This is a genomic window from Pseudomonadales bacterium (genome assembly GCA_041395945.1).
GTDB lineage: Bacteria > Pseudomonadota > Gammaproteobacteria > Pseudomonadales > Azotimanducaceae > SZUA-309.
The window spans coordinates 168,409-183,732 of record JAWKZN010000001.1 but is presented as its reverse complement, the minus strand read 5'-3'; the positions used below and the strand labels follow the sequence as shown (position 1 = coordinate 183,732).

At 62.9% G+C, this 15,324-nt stretch carries 10 protein-coding genes, 1 pseudogene and 1 riboswitch; of the genes and pseudogenes, 4 read left to right on the top strand and 7 right to left on the bottom strand.

Features of this window, described 5'->3' with window-relative positions:
- Window positions 1-2,139 carry a TonB-dependent receptor gene (locus R3E82_00875; protein MEZ5549419.1) on the bottom strand — a complete coding sequence of 713 codons (2,139 nt, stop codon included), beginning with the start codon at window positions 2,137-2,139 and terminating at the stop codon, window positions 1-3.
- Between the two features lie 45 nt (window positions 2,140-2,184).
- Window positions 2,185-2,285, bottom strand: a riboswitch (TPP riboswitch).
- A gap of 103 nt (window positions 2,286-2,388) precedes the next feature.
- Here R3E82_00875 and R3E82_00870 point away from each other — a divergent pair.
- Genes R3E82_00870 through R3E82_00860 form a run of 3 tightly spaced genes read left to right on the top strand, consistent with a single transcriptional unit; the run spans window position 2,389 to window position 6,054 of the window.
- The gene (locus R3E82_00870; protein MEZ5549418.1) at window positions 2,389-3,090 is read left to right on the top strand and encodes a DUF4126 domain-containing protein; all 702 of its coding nucleotides are present in this window, start codon (window positions 2,389-2,391) and stop codon (window positions 3,088-3,090) included.
- A 16-nt stretch (window positions 3,091-3,106) separates the two neighbouring features.
- Window positions 3,107-5,467, top strand: a complete 2,361-nt coding sequence (locus R3E82_00865) for a transglycosylase domain-containing protein (protein MEZ5549417.1) — start codon at window positions 3,107-3,109, stop codon at window positions 5,465-5,467.
- Window positions 5,464-6,054, top strand: a complete 591-nt coding sequence (locus R3E82_00860; GenBank protein ID MEZ5549416.1) for a hypothetical protein — start codon at window positions 5,464-5,466, stop codon at window positions 6,052-6,054. Before R3E82_00865 ends, R3E82_00860 begins: the two co-directional genes overlap by 4 nt.
- Before the next feature lie 151 nt (window positions 6,055-6,205).
- On the opposite strand, the gene R3E82_00855 is transcribed toward R3E82_00860, so the two are convergent.
- The 4 genes and pseudogenes from R3E82_00855 to R3E82_00840 form a co-directional block, all read right to left on the bottom strand.
- Complete coding sequence (locus R3E82_00855) at window positions 6,206-7,573, bottom strand: MFS transporter (protein ID MEZ5549415.1); 1,368 nt, start codon at window positions 7,571-7,573, stop codon at window positions 6,206-6,208.
- On the bottom strand, window positions 7,566-8,822 hold the full coding sequence (glcF, locus tag R3E82_00850; GenBank protein MEZ5549414.1) for a glycolate oxidase subunit GlcF: 1,257 nt from the start codon (window positions 8,820-8,822) through the stop codon (window positions 7,566-7,568). Before glcF ends, R3E82_00855 begins: the two co-directional genes overlap by 8 nt.
- On the bottom strand, window positions 8,803-9,912 hold the full coding sequence (glcE, locus tag R3E82_00845) for a glycolate oxidase subunit GlcE (protein ID MEZ5549413.1): 1,110 nt from the start codon (window positions 9,910-9,912) through the stop codon (window positions 8,803-8,805). The genes glcF and glcE overlap by 20 nt, the downstream gene beginning before the upstream one ends.
- A 19-nt stretch (window positions 9,913-9,931) precedes the next feature.
- A pseudogene (locus R3E82_00840) lies at window positions 9,932-11,311 on the bottom strand (FAD-linked oxidase C-terminal domain-containing protein).
- A 195-nt stretch (window positions 11,312-11,506) separates the two neighbouring features.
- Here R3E82_00840 and R3E82_00835 point away from each other — a divergent pair.
- Complete coding sequence (locus R3E82_00835; protein MEZ5549412.1) at window positions 11,507-13,456, top strand: ATP-binding cassette domain-containing protein; 1,950 nt, start codon at window positions 11,507-11,509, stop codon at window positions 13,454-13,456.
- 13 nt (window positions 13,457-13,469) lie between these two features.
- On the opposite strand, the gene R3E82_00830 is transcribed toward R3E82_00835, so the two are convergent.
- Both R3E82_00830 and R3E82_00825 read right to left on the bottom strand, forming a co-directional pair.
- Window positions 13,470-14,411 carry a nitronate monooxygenase gene (locus tag R3E82_00830; GenBank protein ID MEZ5549411.1) on the bottom strand — a complete coding sequence of 314 codons (942 nt, stop codon included), beginning with the start codon at window positions 14,409-14,411 and terminating at the stop codon, window positions 13,470-13,472.
- A 77-nt stretch (window positions 14,412-14,488) separates the two neighbouring features.
- Entirely contained in the window at window positions 14,489-15,259 is a 771-nt protein-coding gene (locus tag R3E82_00825; GenBank protein MEZ5549410.1) for a hypothetical protein, read from the bottom strand.
- Window positions 15,260-15,324: the final 65 nt, after the last annotated feature.

Genomic DNA, 15,324 nt, shown 5'->3' with positions numbered 1-15,324 from the left:
TCAGATCCGCACGTTCAGCGTCAGTCCATAGCGGCGCGGATCACCATACTGATAGAAGCCCCGTTCGGTGTAGAAGTCCCGGGGGTCATTGCCGAAGAAATAGCCGCGCACAAAATAGTCTCTGTCCGTCAGATTTCTGCCCCAGAGACGCAGGTCAAAGCGCTCATTGCCATAGCCGACGCTGGCGTTGATGAGTTCATAGGCTTCAGAACGCACATCATCCAGATCACGCCCCTGCGCATCGAAGCGGCGACTGTCCGAATAGTAGTAGGCGCCTTTGCCCTCGACTTCGACCCGGGCAAACCAGCCGGGTGCGAAACTGTAGTCCGCGCTGATAAAAAACTGATAGGCGGGTGACTGGGCCTGATCCTCACCGTCGAGATCTTCTCCGGCGCTGTTGATGAAGTCGTCGTAGCGCGTGCGCAGCAGGCCGGCGCTGGCTGAGAGATCGAGATTGTTCAGCAGGGCGAAAGTGGCCTCCACTTCGAAACCATAGTTGCTGCCTTTGGCGGCGTTATCGGTCAATGCAATGAACTCCGTGCTGCCATCGGATCTCGGTACTGTCAGCGAGGTATCCACCTGTACATCCTTGCGCTGCATCCGGAACAGGGCGAGCTGACCGGTCAGGCGCTCATCCAGCCAGCGGCCCTTGAGACCCGCCTCATAGTTCCATAATCCTTCCGGATCAAACTCCCGTAATGCCGCATCCAGTGTGCCGCTGGTATTGAAACCCCCCGCCTTATAACCCCGGGTGACACTGAGGTAGGCGAGTGAGCGCTCGGAGAGATCGTATTCGAGTACCACGCGCCCGCCCCACAGATCGTCGTCCGGATCCGTGTCAACCCCTTCCGAGTCTTCATACTCCGAGCCGTGGTGCTCGGCTCGAATACCGGCAGTTAGCCGGAATCGCTCACCCAGCATCCGGCTGAGCTCGCCGTACAGGGCGAAGCGGTCAACGCGATAGTCGCTGGAGAAGGGATCGTCGAGAAAGGTGTAGTGACGCGCAAGATCCACCTGCTGGCGCAGCGCGTAGGCACCGACCACCCAGTCTGTGGTGCCCGCAAAAAGGCGCCCCTCGTTCCCGGAGAGCGCGCGAACGTCCAGGGTCAGCGTGTCCCGGTCCCGCTGGTAGCGGTCGGTGGCGGTGTATCCGATCGGATCGAAGTCTTCGTAGACCCAGTCCTCGTCGTAGCCGTAGTCGATGCGACTGTCGGAGACACCGATCACCGCCTGCACAGCGACCGCCTCCGACAGTGCCAGGTCCAGACTCAGACTGCCGTAGAGCGATCGCTGCTGATCCTGGCCGGGTTCATCCGAGTAAGTGGTCCGCACATTGTCGAGCGAGAAAGCGTCGTAACCGTTGTCCACGTCCACCCAGCCCAGCACGAGCCCCAGGTCGACCCGATCGGTCGGCGTCCACTGCAGACGTCCTCGCAGGGATTGTTCTTCTCTCGCGCCGGTGTTCGAGCGGTCGAGAAAAGCGTTGTCTGTGAAACCGTCGTCCTGGTAGTGGCGCGCGGCGAAGCGTCCCAGCAGATCAGGCGCCAGTGGCCCGGACAGGCTCAGGCCAACGCCCCGGGCATCGTAGTTTCCAGCTTCGACTTTGAGGGAACCTGCGAAGGTGTCTGTCGGTGGATTGGAGCGCACCTGGATCAGACCCGCGAGTGCGTTGGCACCGTGCAGCGTACCCTGGGGACCGCGCAGGACTTCCACCTGCTGAATGTCGTGCAGCACCGCGGCAGTACCCGCCCCGCTGAAATCCACCCCATCGATGAGCAGGCCCACAGACGCATTGAGCGGTTCTTCGAACTGACCCCGTTCGCCGATCCCCCTGACCTGATAAAAACGCGCCCGCGAACTGCCACCGGAGAAATTGAGATTCGGAATCTGACCCAGCACATCTTCAATGTGGTTGAGCGCCTGACCACGGGCATCTTCGATCGTGAGCACCGTTACCGCGGCGGGTGTATCCAGCACAGAGCGCTGCCGGAACTCACTGGTGACCACGATCTCCTCGATCGGCAGACCCGCCTGCCCGGCGGGTTGTGCCAGGGCGGACCCCGGGGCACACAGCGTCGCGACCACCAGGGCCGCCCGCAGCCGGGTGCGTGGAAGATCCAGATGCACAGTGGATGACATGAACTGCTTCCCTGATGAATGAGGTAATGACCCAGGGAGCAGAATCGGACTTGAAGTGCCTATTCCTACGCCGGTATTAACCGGTTCAGGTTCAAAGGGTTCACCAACAGCTGGTGTCTCAGGTATTACCGCCCCTTAGGTCAGAGGGCATTCTGACCCCATGTCCGGGGTAGGCGCAACCCGGCGCTTCAGGATCCGTTCAGATTTCCCGGACTACCCTGCGCCTGAACGAATGCGCGGGGTACTCCGATGGGCGAATATCAGGCACTCATACAGACGCTCTCGCTGACCCTGGGGGTCGCCTGGGCCAGCGGTATCAATCTCTATGCCGTGGTTACCGTGCTCGGCATTGGCGGCGCCACCGGCTACATCGATCTGCCACCCGCCCTCCAGGTCGTGCAGGATCCGGTTGTGATCATGGCCGGCGCGATCATGTACTGCGTGGAATTTATCGCGGACAAAACACCCGGCGTGGACACTGCCTGGGACGGCCTGCATACCTTCATCCGAATTCCCGCGGGCGCCCTGCTGGCCGCCGGCGCTGCCGGTACCGTGGACCCGGCCCTGACCGTCGCCGCCGGACTGCTCGGCGGATCGGTGACCGCGGCGACTCATGCCACCAAGGCCGGCGCCCGGATACTCATCAACACATCACCCGAACCCTTCAGCAACTGGACAGCGTCTATTGCCGAGGATCTCGCCGTATTCGCGGGACTCTGGGCGGCACTGACACATCCCGTGCTATTCTTCTGCGCCCTTCTGCTGTTCCTCATTTCACTATGCTGGCTGCTGCCCAAACTCGCTCGCGGGATCGTCAAAGTTTTTCAGAAAATCGGTTCCTGGCTGGGTCTGATCCGCAGCGATCCCCGGGCCCGGGACCTGCAGCGCCTGTTCGAAAAAGGGGTGCTCACCGAAGCCCAGTACCGGGAAGCGCGCACCCGACTGACCTGAACCCGGACCCGCTCCCTTGAAGCCCGGTGAACGGAAGCGCGGCGGGATAAACAGCCGCGGCGGGAAGAGTCGTCGTGGCGGCAGACCCGGTGCCCGCAAGGGCTTCGGTGCACGACTGCTGCAGGCAGGGCTGGTGGCAATGGTCATCGGTGTCGTTGCTCTCGCCGGCTATCTGCTGTATCTCGACCGGCTGATCACCGAGACCTTCGAAGGGCGACGCTGGACCGTTTCCGCGCTGGTTTATGCACAACCTCTGGAACTGTTCCCGGGCGCCGCCCTCACCCTCGCGGATGTGGTCGGTGAACTCAACCGCAACGGCTATGAGCAGCTTGCCAACCCGGTCCATCCGGGCAGCTATCAGCGCCGCAACTCGGAACTGCTCGTGCATCTGCGGGCATTCGACTTTCTCGAAGGCGGCCGACCCAGTCAGCGCATCCGCCTGAGTTTCGGCGGCGGGGGTCTTGCGCAGATCGCAGACAGCAGCGGTCGACCGGTACCCCTGATCCGACTCGATCCCCTGAGTGTCGGCAGTTTCTTCCCCTCCCACGGCGAAGACCGGCAGATCCTGCCGCCGGAGGCGGTCCCCGATCTGCTGGAATCCGGATTGAAAGCGGTGGAAGACGAGCGCTTCGATTCCCATCTCGGCTTCGATCTCACCGGCATCGCCCGGGCGGCCTGGATCAATCTCACTGCGGGTGAAATCCGTCAGGGCGGCAGCACCCTCACCCAGCAGCTGGTAAAGAGCTATTTCCTCGATAACCGCCAGACCTTCGTGCGGAAGCTGAGGGAAGTTCTCATGGCGGTGATTCTGGAACTGCGCTTCTCCAAGGAAGAGCTGCTCAATGCCTACATCAACGAGGTCTTTCTCGGTCAGGACGGTGCCCGGGCCGTGCACGGTTTCGGTCTCGGCGCGCAGTTCTACTTCAACAGGCCGCTGACCGAACTGCAGCCCCACGAACTGGCCACACTGATCACCATCATCCGGGGACCGTCCTACTACAACCCGTACCGCCACCCGTCGCGGGTGCTCGAACGCCGCGACCGGGTGCTCGGCATTCTCCACACGGCAGGCCTGATCAGCGCGGACGTCCTGCAGGACAGTCAGGCGAAGCCCCTGGGTATCGTCTCCGGAGCGCGCTCCGGTGGCGCCTACTACCCCGCCTTCCTCGACATGGTCCGCCGCAGCCTGGCGGAAACCTATGCAGACGAAGATCTCACCACCGCAGGTCTGCGTGTGTTCACCACCCTGTCTCCGCGCAGCCAGGACGCCACCGAACAGGCGCTGGCGGATACACTGAGCCGGCTCGAAACCGGTTACAAACTGCCGGCGGGAGAACTGCAGAGTGCGGTAGTGATCGCCAGTACCCAGACCGGCGAGATCGAGGCCATCGCCGGCGGCCGCACCGCCGGCCGGGATGGTTTCAACCGGGCCCTGAACGCCAGGCGCCACATCGGCTCCCTGATCAAACCTGTGGTCTACCTCGCCGCTCTGGAGCGCGGCTACCACCTCGCCAGCATCCTTCAGGATGCCCCTGTGTCCCTGCCGATGCGGGGACAGGAGCCCTGGACGCCTCGCAACTTCGACGGCGAGGTCTATGGTCCTGTGCCGCTCGTCCGCGCTCTGGGAGACAGCCTGAATCTTGCGACTGTGAATCTCGGACTCGCCATCGGTGTGGATCAGGTCAGTGATCGCCTGCACAGTCTCACCGGTCGCCGGCCGAAGAATCAGTTTCCGTCGCTGCTGCTCGGAGCCGAAGATATGACGCCGGTGGAAGTGCTGGAGCTCTATGGACCCTTTGCGGGCAATGGCTTTCATGTGCGGCCGAAGTCGGTCGTCGCCGTGATGGACGAATCCGGTGTCCCCCTCACACAACAGCGCTTCGAACTCGAACAGAAAATCGATCCGGAAAATGCCGCTGCCATAAACCGCGCCCTGGAAATCGTGATGCAGGATGGCACCGGCAAGTCGTCACGATTTGCCCGACTGGGTGTCGCAGGCAAGACGGGTACTTCGGACGACTATCGGGACAGCTGGTTTGTCGGCTATGACGCCAGTCGGATCGCCGTGGTCTGGCTCGGCTACGATGACAACCGTGCCTCCCGCCTCACCGGTGCGACCGGTGCACTGCAGGTCTGGGACAGTATCTTCAGCCGCCTCGGCGTCAGCTCACCGGCGGTCGGTTATCCCGAAGACTGGGTGGACATCGAATATGCCACCGGTCTGCTGGCGAACGAGGACTGCGCGGAAGTGGTGCGTGTGCCACTGCCGGAGAGCGTGGATCGCGATCGTGATTTACAGGCAAAAGCCGGCTGTGGTATCACCTTGCGTCGATTCGGCGAAGGCATTCGGAGAAATCTGCGGGAGTGGTTCAATTGAGCTTTTCTGAAGTTGCCGTGTCACCCAGCCGGAAAAATGTTTCGACCGCGCTGCCGGCCTCCGCGCCGGCTCTCTCCAATCAGGTACTGATCTTCAGTCTGCTGCTGATCCTGGGCGGGTGCGCGACGACCTCACCACAACCTCGAACCGGACAACCGGCAGGTACCCCCGCGCCGGAGCGCACTGTCGAAGTGCCGCCCCAACCCAGCCCCGGGGCGCCCATGGACAGCCCACAACCCAGGCCCAGACAGGAACCGGACGCCAGTGCGGCAACGCTTGCGCTGCTGCAGCAGAGCGAACGGGCAGCGAGCAGCGGCTCTCTGACCGAAGCGATTTCCTATGCGGAGCGCGCAGTGCGCATCAATCCAAGACAGGCGGATCTGTGGACACGCCTGGCCGACCTGGAACTGCAGAACCGCCACCCCCAGACGGCGATCCAGTACGCCACCAAGGCCATCTCACTCGCCGGCAGCCGCACCGACTGGCAGCGCGACGCCTGGCTGCTCATCGCCGCCGCCAAAGAATCCCTCGGCGAACACGACGAAGCCCGCACCATCCGCGAACGCTGGAAAAGCGCCCGCGGCTAGCGCCGAAGGCGCAATAAACAAACGCGGCTAGCGCCGAAGGCGCAATAAACAAACGCGGCTAGCGCCGAAGGCGCAATAAACAAACGCGGCTAGCGCCGCAGGTCCCCGCCCACGCTCTGATCAACCGCATTCCGAACTTTCCTGGCCACCCCTACACTGCCGCAAACAGCCGCGCCCGGTCTCCCCGGAACCGCCGCCCCGCCAGATAGAACAGCGGAATCGCCAGAAGAGACAGGCAGGTGTAGGTGAGCAGCGTCACCGAATAAGGTTCCGCAACACCCCGCTCGATCAGCACGTCGATCATGACACCGCCGGTGGTGATGCCGATCCCCAGACCCACGAAGTTGAGCAGCAGGATGTAGAAGGCAACAATCGTGGCTCTTATCTGGGGCGGCACCAGTTCCTGCACAGTCGAAAAGGTCGGTCCATAAAAACAGCCGAGCTGGAAGAAACCGAGGAAGATACCGGCCCAGAACAGGAAGCTGTCCGCATCGACGATCCGATACAGCACATTGAACGGCGCAAGCACCAGCATCACCCAGAACAGAAACATTGGCCTGCCCATGCCAGTACGTTTCAGGAACCAGTCACCGCCCAATCCGCCAAAGAGATTGCCGAGGATGCCACCCGCCATTGCAAACCAGCCGCTGAGCCGGGCGATGTCCGCCCGCTCGAAGCCGCGTTCCTGCACATACCAGAGCTGATCAAAAGTGGCAGCACCCAGGATGAAATGCAGGCAGACTCCGCCGGCCACGGTGAGTCCGAGCGCAGGACAGCTGCGCAGCGCAAACCCCAGTGTTTTCAGAATTGAACCGAAGGTTGGATGCTCCGTTCGGGCATCCCGTTCAAGCTGATCGCGACGCGGGGTTTCCTTCAGGAACCACATCACGGCAGCCAGTCCAATGCCGATGGCACCCAGCAGGTAGAAGCAGTTGCGCCAGCCGATCGCAGGACCGAGATAGCCGACTATGAGCAGACTGACGCCCACCCCGATGGGCACACCCATGTAGTAAACGCCGGACGCAAAGCCCAGACGGGCCGCGGGGAAACGATCGGACAGCAGGGACATGGCGGTGGGGGTCATGATCGACTCGCCGACCCCGATCAGCATCCGCGGTGCTGCCAGGCTCCAGAAGCCTCTCGCCGCGCCGGAAAGCACGGTCAGCCCGCTCCACAGGGCGAGTCCGATCGCGATGAACTTCGTGCGGTTCACCATATCCGCCAGCGCACCCATGAACAGCCCCATCACCGAATAGAAGACGATGAAGAACAGGCCGGTCAGCAGTCCGAACTGGGTATTGGTTAGGCCGAGATCGGGCACGATGAAATTCGCAAAACTGCCGAGCAACTGGCGATCGACGAAATTCATCACGTTGAGCAGGGTCAGAAATCCCAGAAAAACATAGCTGCCGTTCGTGACGGTCTCGTTAGTGACCTTGTCAGTCACCGCCGCGGCTTTCTGCGCAGCGGACGCCGTTGCAAGACTGTCCGCCATCCCGCCTTCCTGCTTATCACTCACCCTGTTCCCCCTCAACCCGCTTCGAACCTTCCGCTGATGGTGAAACCAGCAGCTCCATCCAGTGCACCACAGACACACCCGCTTCGGTCGCCAGGTGCATCTGGCACCCCACATTGGCCGTCGCGATGATCTCCGGGCCTTGCGCCTGCAGGCATTCCAGCTTGCGCGCACGCAGTGTCCCCGCCAGTTCCGGCTGCAGCATCGAATAGGTGCCGGCCGAGCCACAGCACAGATGAGCGTCCTGAACCGGTACCAGTTCGTAACCGGCCGCTTCCAGCAGCTGCCGCGGTGGATCAGACAGGCCCATGCCATGCTGCAGCGTACAGGGCAGATGCAGGGCTATCCGGTGCAGATCGTCGCGCTTTCCCCAGCCCACTCCCAGCCTCAGCAGATACTCGCCCACGTCCATAACCTTGCGGGAAAATGCCCGCGCGACACCCGCATGGCGCTCCTCGTTCTCCAGAAGCCGCTCATAATCCTTCAGCGTCACACCGCAGCCGCTGGCCGTGGAGATCACCGCATCGACTTCGCCGAGCACAGGTCCGATGGCGTCGAGATTGCCTCGCATGTAATCGAGGGCTTCCGGCTGGGCGCCCAGATGCAGACTCAGGCCCCCGCAGCACTGCTCATCCGCCAGGCTCACCACTTCCACCCCGGCGTCTGCCAGCAGACGCTTCAGCGCCTGATTGGTGTCAGGTGTACTCAGCCGCTGCACACAACCATCCAGCAGCAGCACACGACCCTTTCCACAACTCGCCGCCACCGGCGTTGCCGCGGCCCTGCCGGCCGGACGGGAGATCTGGGACGCCAGCCGTCGCGGCAGCAGAAACCGGAAAAAGCGACCCAGTCGCATCCAGCGATTAAAAACCTCAGGGTGCGGCACCACCCTGCGCAGCCAGTTCCTGGTCAGACGGTCCAGGGTACCGCGGCGATGGTGGGTCTCAACAAAGTCCCGCCCGATCTCCAGCAGTTCTCCGTAAGCGACCCCGCTCGGGCAGGTGGTCTCACAGGCGCGGCAGGTCAGACAGCGATCGAGATGGGTGACCACAACCTCATCTGTCTGCTGGGTTTCAAGCATGTCCTTGATCAGGTAGATGCGGCCACGTGGACCGTCCAGTTCATCACCGAGCACCTGGTAGGTCGGGCAGGTGGCATTGCAGAAACCGCAGTGCACACAACTGCGCAGAATCGACTCCGCCCGCCGGCCCCGCGGGGTCAGACGGTAGGGATCAGGCAGTGATGTCTGCACGACACATCTCCGGGTTGAACAGATTATCCGGGTCGAAGGCCCGTTTGAGGCGGTGCTGGTAGCGTCCGCTGACAGGGTCGGCACGGTCATAAAGACTGCGGGCGTAACCCGCACCGAATATCCGCGCATCCTGCGGCAGTCCGTCCGCGGCATCGACTGAGCCGTCACCGCCGTGCACGCCCCAGCGTCGTGCACCACCCCACTCCAGCAGGGTTTCTCCCGGCTCCAGCGCGGCGGCAGGAGCCGGCTGACGCACCGTCATCGCGGTCCCGGATCTGAACAGCGGCAGTTCGTGATCCCGCAGTCTGTCCCAGATCGTGGCCTCACCCGACAGCACACCGCCGATCGCCGCACCCGCGGCATAGACCGATGACTCGGCGCCTGACAGGCGTACGAACAGGCGTCCGTCCATATGACAGGTTGCGGTGACCGGCAGCGGCAGCCGCGCCCAGCGGCGCATTTCGCGCAAGGCAGCGGCGGCATCCAGTTCCAGTTCACAGGTGAGTTCCACCGGGGCCTGCGGGATCACCCGCACACTGATATCCAGCAGTACACCGAGACTGCCGAACGTGCCGACCTGGAGCCGCGCCAGATCGAAACCGGCGACATTCTTCACCACCTGGCCGCCAAACTTCACCCGCTCGGCAAAGCCATTGATCATCACTACTCCGAGCACCGCATCCCGCACGCTGCCCCGCCAGGGCCGCGCGGGGCCGGTCAGACCACAGGCGACGGCACCACCCAGGGTACCCTTGCCCTGAAACTGGGGCGGATCGAAGGGCAGCATCTGATTTTCCCGGGCCAGCAACTGCTGGATTTCCTTGAGTCCGGTACCCGCTCTCGCTGTCAGAACCAGCTCCTCCGGCCGGTATTCGATGACACCGCGATGTTCCGCCGTGGACAGCAGCCGGCCTTCAGACTGGGTGTCGGCATCCTGTGTCAGGAACGTCTTGCTGCCGCTGCCCATGATGGCGACAGCTACCGCGCCTTCTTTGGCGCGGCGCACCGCTTCGAGCAGTTCGTCTGTCAGATCCCTGGGCGTGGTCATCTCGCGTACTCTGCCGTGCCCCGGGGTACCCGGCAGTTCCATGCCTTCCTGCAGCAGCCCATCAGAAACGATCCAGATTGGGAAAGGGCAGGCGGCCGGCGTGCACGTGCATGCCGCCCAGCTCCGCGCAGCGGCTCAGCGTCGGAATCGCCTTGCCGGGATTGAGCAGGTGCTCCGGGTCGAAGGCGTCCTTCACCCGGAAAAACTGTGCGAGCTCAGCAGCACCGAACTGGGTGCACATCTGGTCGAGTTTTTCCACACCCACACCGTGTTCGCCGGTGACCGTACCACCCACCCGCACACAGAGTTCGAGGATTCGACCACCGAATTCTTCCGCCCGCTCGAGTTCTCCGGGCAGATTCGCATCGTAGAGAATCAGGGGATGAAGATTGCCGTCGCCGGCATGGAACACATTGGCGACCCGAAGCTTGAACTGCTCGGAGAGCGTACGGATCTGCGCCAGCACTTCGGCGAGGCGATGCCGTGGAATGGTGCCATCCATGCAGTAGTAGTCGGGCGCAAGCCGACCAACAGCTGGAAACGCAGCTTTCCGGCCCAGCCACAGTCGCGCCTGTTCATCCGCATCTTCTGCCGCCTGGATCTCGTAAGCGCCCATCTCGTCGAACACCCGGGTCACGAGGCCCGCATCCGCGGCCACCTCCTCTGCCACACCATCCAGCTCACAGAGCAGGATGGCCTCTGCCTCCGAGGGATATCCGGCGTGCACATAGGCCTCCGCCGCTTCGATCGCCAGACGGTCCATCATCTCCAGACCCGCCGGCACAAGACCCCGGGCGATGATGGCGCTCACCGCATCCGCTGCGGCTGACACGGAAGCGAACGCACCCAGAAGAACCCGCTTTGTCGGCGGTATCGGCAGCAGCCGGACCCACACCTCGCTGATGACACCCAGCAGACCTTCACTGCCACAGATCAACGCCAGCAGATCGAGACCGGGCGGGCCGGCACCAAGGCCGCCGAGCGTCAGCTCTTCACCTTCGATGGTCAGCATTCTCAGCCCGATCACGTTGTGCACCGTGAGCCCGTATTTCAGACAGTGCACGCCACCGGCATTCTCAGCGACATTGCCACCGATCGAGCAGGCGATCTGTGAGGAAGGATCTGGCGCGTAGTAGAGACCGTGAACGGCCGCGGCTTCGCTGATGGCCAGGTTGCGTACCCCCGGCTCGACCCGAGCCGCACAGTTGTCGAGATCGATTTCCAGAATACGGCTCAGTTTTGACAGCCCCAGCAGCACGCCATCCGCCAGGGGACGTGCACCACCGGACAGTCCGGTACCCGCCCCCCGGGGCACCACGGGGACATGGAGTTCGCGGCAGACCCTGAGAACGGTACGCAGCTGCTCCTGGGTTTCAGGCAACACCACCAGACCGGGCATCTGGCGGATGGCACTGAGCCCATCTGATTCGAAAACCCGCAACGCGGCGGGATTCGATATCAGACACTGGCGCGGCAGCGCTGTGCTCAGACGTTTGAGAACCGCTGGATTCATGCAATCAACCTTATTTGTCCGGACCCATACTAACTCCCGGACGCCGGTACGACACGCTGAGGCGTTGATACTCGCTCAGAGTTTCCCTAGCATGCTCGCCCCGCCATTTGGGACCCTCCCTCGATGCCACTCATCCGCCTCCAGAATGCCAGCCTCGCCTTCGGCCATGTACCCCTCCTCGATGGTGTGGACCTGAGCATCGATTCCGGCGAGCGGCTGTGTCTGATCGGACGCAACGGCACCGGCAAGTCGACACTGCTCAATGTGCTGGCCGGCGAGCGGACCCTGGACAGCGGGCAGGTGGCCCGCCAGGGCGGTCTGCGGGTCGCCCGCCTCGCCCAGGAAGTGCCGGAAATCGAAGTCGCCAGTCTGTTTGATGTGGTGTCCGCCGGGCTCGGCGACCACGCCGCCCTGCTCTCCCGTTATCACTATCTCAGCCACCATCTGGGTGAAGCGGAAGATACCGAGGCGGCGCTGGCTGCCTTGAGTCGTCTGCAGGAAGAGATCGAGCGGGCCGGTGCCTGGGAAGGTTCCCAGCGGGTAGACGCGGTGCTCGATCGTCTGTCGCTGCCCGAGGATGCACTCATGTCCGAGTGCAGTGGCGGTATCCGACGCCGCGCCATGCTCGGCCAGGCCCTGGTCAGCGAACCGGACGTGCTGCTGCTGGACGAGCCGACCAACCATCTGGACATCGATGCCATCACCAGCCTCGAAGAAGCACTGCTCGGTTACTCGGGCTGTGTGGTCTTCATTACCCACGACCGCGCCTTCATCGACCGGCTCGCTACCCGCATCATCGAACTGGATCGCGGCATACTGCGCTCCTATCCCGGCAGCTACGCCGAATACCTGGCGCGCAAGGCGGCTCAGCTCGAGGCTGAAGCCGATGAAAACCGCCGTTTCGATATCGAGCTTGCCCAGGAGGAAGTCTGGATCCGGCAGGGTATCAAGGCGCGGCGCACCCGCAACGAAGGTCGGGTTCGGCGTCTCGAAGCGATGCGCCGGGAGCGCGCCGAACGCATCGAGCGCCAGGGTAACGTGAGGATGGCGGTCGCGGGCAGCACCCGCTCCGGACAGATCGTTTTCGACGCGGAACAGGTGGACTTCGATTACGACGGCACACCCATCATCCGCGACTTCAACGTGCGCATCCTGCGCGGCGATCGGATCGGCATCATCGGCCCCAATGGCAGCGGCAAGAGCACCCTGCTGAAACTGCTGCTGGGCGATCTGCAACCGACGCGCGGCAAGCTCACCCGGGGGACAAAAATCGAAGTCGCCTATTTCGATCAGGAGCGCCTGCAGCTCGATCCGGAAAGATCCGTGCAGGACAACGTCGCCGACGGTGCCGATACTCTGACGATCAACGACAAGCCCCGCCACGTGATCAGCTATCTCGCCGATTTCCTGTTCGCTCCGGCCCGCGCACGCTCCCCTGTGAAAACCCTGTCTGGTGGAGAACGCAACCGCCTGCTGCTGGCAAAACTGCTCGCCCGCCCGGCCAATCTACTGGTGCTGGACGAACCCACCAACGATCTCGACGTGGAAACGCTCGAACTGCTCGAAGAACTGCTCGCCGACTACGCAGGCACTCTGCTGCTGGTGAGCCACGACCGCAGCTTCCTCGATGCCACAGTGACCAGCACCCTGATTATGGGCAGCGACGGCCATATCGATGAACATGTCGGCGGCTACAGCGACTGGCTGCGCTATCGACAGCAGCAGCTCAGTGCCCGCGCGAAACGCTCGACAGACACAACGACAAAGGCCGCGAAGTCTCCAGCGCATGACGCAACTTTGAAGTCGGTCGCCACCGCGCCGGACAGAAAGGCCTCCGACACAGGGTCCGCACAGCGCAAACTGAGCTACAAGGAGCAGCGCGAACTGGACGCATTACCGGATCTGATCGAATCTCTGGAAACCGAACTGACCGCACTGCAGACCGCCACCAGCGATCCGGACTTCTACCAGAAGCCACGCAAAGAGGTCGCTGCTACCCTCGAGTCGCTCAGCCGGTCCGAGGCCCGGCTGAAGGACGCCTACGCACGCTGGGCGCAGCTCGACATCAGCTGATGTTCGATAATGCTCAACCTGCCAGATACCGCTTCGACAGGGCCTCTATGGTTTCGAAAAACTCGCGCCTGACTTCCTCGATGATCTCCGCCACCGGTCTGACCGAATCGATGCGGCCGCAGACCTGGCCTGTCAGAGCGATACTGGATTCCATGTCGCCGCCAAAATAGAGATCGATCGCCCGGCCGAACTCGGACATGGCATTGGTTTCGAGGTCGTTTTCGAGCCTGGTGGTTTTTTCGGTGCGCAGCGCACGCAGCGCAGGCGAGTGTGCGCGGTTGAGAAATACCGTATCCGTTTCTTTCGCCCCGATGATCGCGTTCTTCCAGTTTTCGTGCACGGGCGACTCTGCCGCCGACACCATCCGGGTGCCCATCTGCACGGCCTCAGCGCCCAGTGCGAAGGCTGCCGCCATCGAACTGCCATCGACAAAGCCACCCGCTGCAATAATGGGCACATCGACCTTGGAGCGTACCAGGGGCAGCAGCACCATGCTGGCGACTTCCCTCGGGTTCTTGAAGCCGCCGCCTTCGCCCCCCTCGACGACAAGACCATCCACGCCACAGGCTACCGCTTTCAATGCGGCCGACAGGCTCGGCACCACATGAAAGACGGTCAGGCCTGCCGCCTTGAGACTCTCGGTGTAGCGTTCGGGGCTGCCTGCCGAGGTGGTGACAAACTTCACGCCCTGATCGATCACGAAGCGAACGATTTCCGGATCCCTTACAAACGCCTGGGCGATGTTCACACCGAAAGGTTTGTCGGTGAGTTTGCGCATTTTTACGATCTCTTCCCGCACCGCATCGAGCTCGCCTGAGGAAGTCTCGATGATGCCGAGGCCGCCGGCGTTGGATACGGCAGAGGCGAGCTGGGAACGGGCAATCCAGCCCATGGGCGCCTGCACTATGGGAACTTCCACGCCGAGAAGGTCGGTGATGCGGTTCTTGAATTTCATTTATGGCGTCCTGTTGCTGAACATGAAGGCGAAAAAAGCGGGTATGTCGTGCAGTGCGTAAGAGATTGAAACAGACATCAGAGCGGCACCGGCAGTTCCAGATGCCGCTCGTAGACGGTGCGCTGATGCGCAGCCAGACGGTCACTGAAGGCAGCCTGAATGCCCTCGTCCTTACAGGTGTAGATCCCGCGCATGAAGGGCAGCATGGGCAGCTGGGCTTCCGGCAGCGGCCGGATGAGGTTGGCGAAGGTGGCCCAGTAGACGTCCAGCGCACTGAGCGAATCGCCGAGGAAGTAGCGCTTGCCCCCCAAGGTCGCGTGCAGCAGCGCGAGGATGTCGAGTACCCGCGCCCGCGCCTGCCGCACATCTGCGGGATGAAAACCGTACCTGGCCGCCAGTCGGGCGCTTACCGACGCAGGGAAACCCTCTCCTGAACCTTCGCCGTGGGCCATTCCCGCACGCAGCATCTCCAGACGCAGGCACCAGCCCAGCCCCATCTCACCACAGATCTCGTGGGCAAGACCGAACATCTCCGCCCGGGTGCGCGGATCTTCCGGAATGAGCCGCACTGCCGGTGCCAGCCGTTCGGCCAGCAGCAGAATTTCCGCCCAGCCGGTGCGCAGGGCCTCCTTCTCCCAGGCCACCACCGGTACCGAGGAATCTCCCGCCCAGGCAGCAATGGCGTGGGGCTCGTCGGTCTCGCTCTGGGCGGCGAGCACACAGTCGAGACCTTTCACATGAAAGATGCCCTTGGCCGCTTCCGTCCAGGGACTGGGAATGCCGCGCAGACCGGCGAGGCGCAGGCCGCCGGCGGCCCTGGCTTCGGCAATGGAGACAAACCTGGACATGGTGGATCCTTTGAATACTGCGGACTGACTCGGCGCGCGATGCGATCCGGCGCGGAGGATGGCGC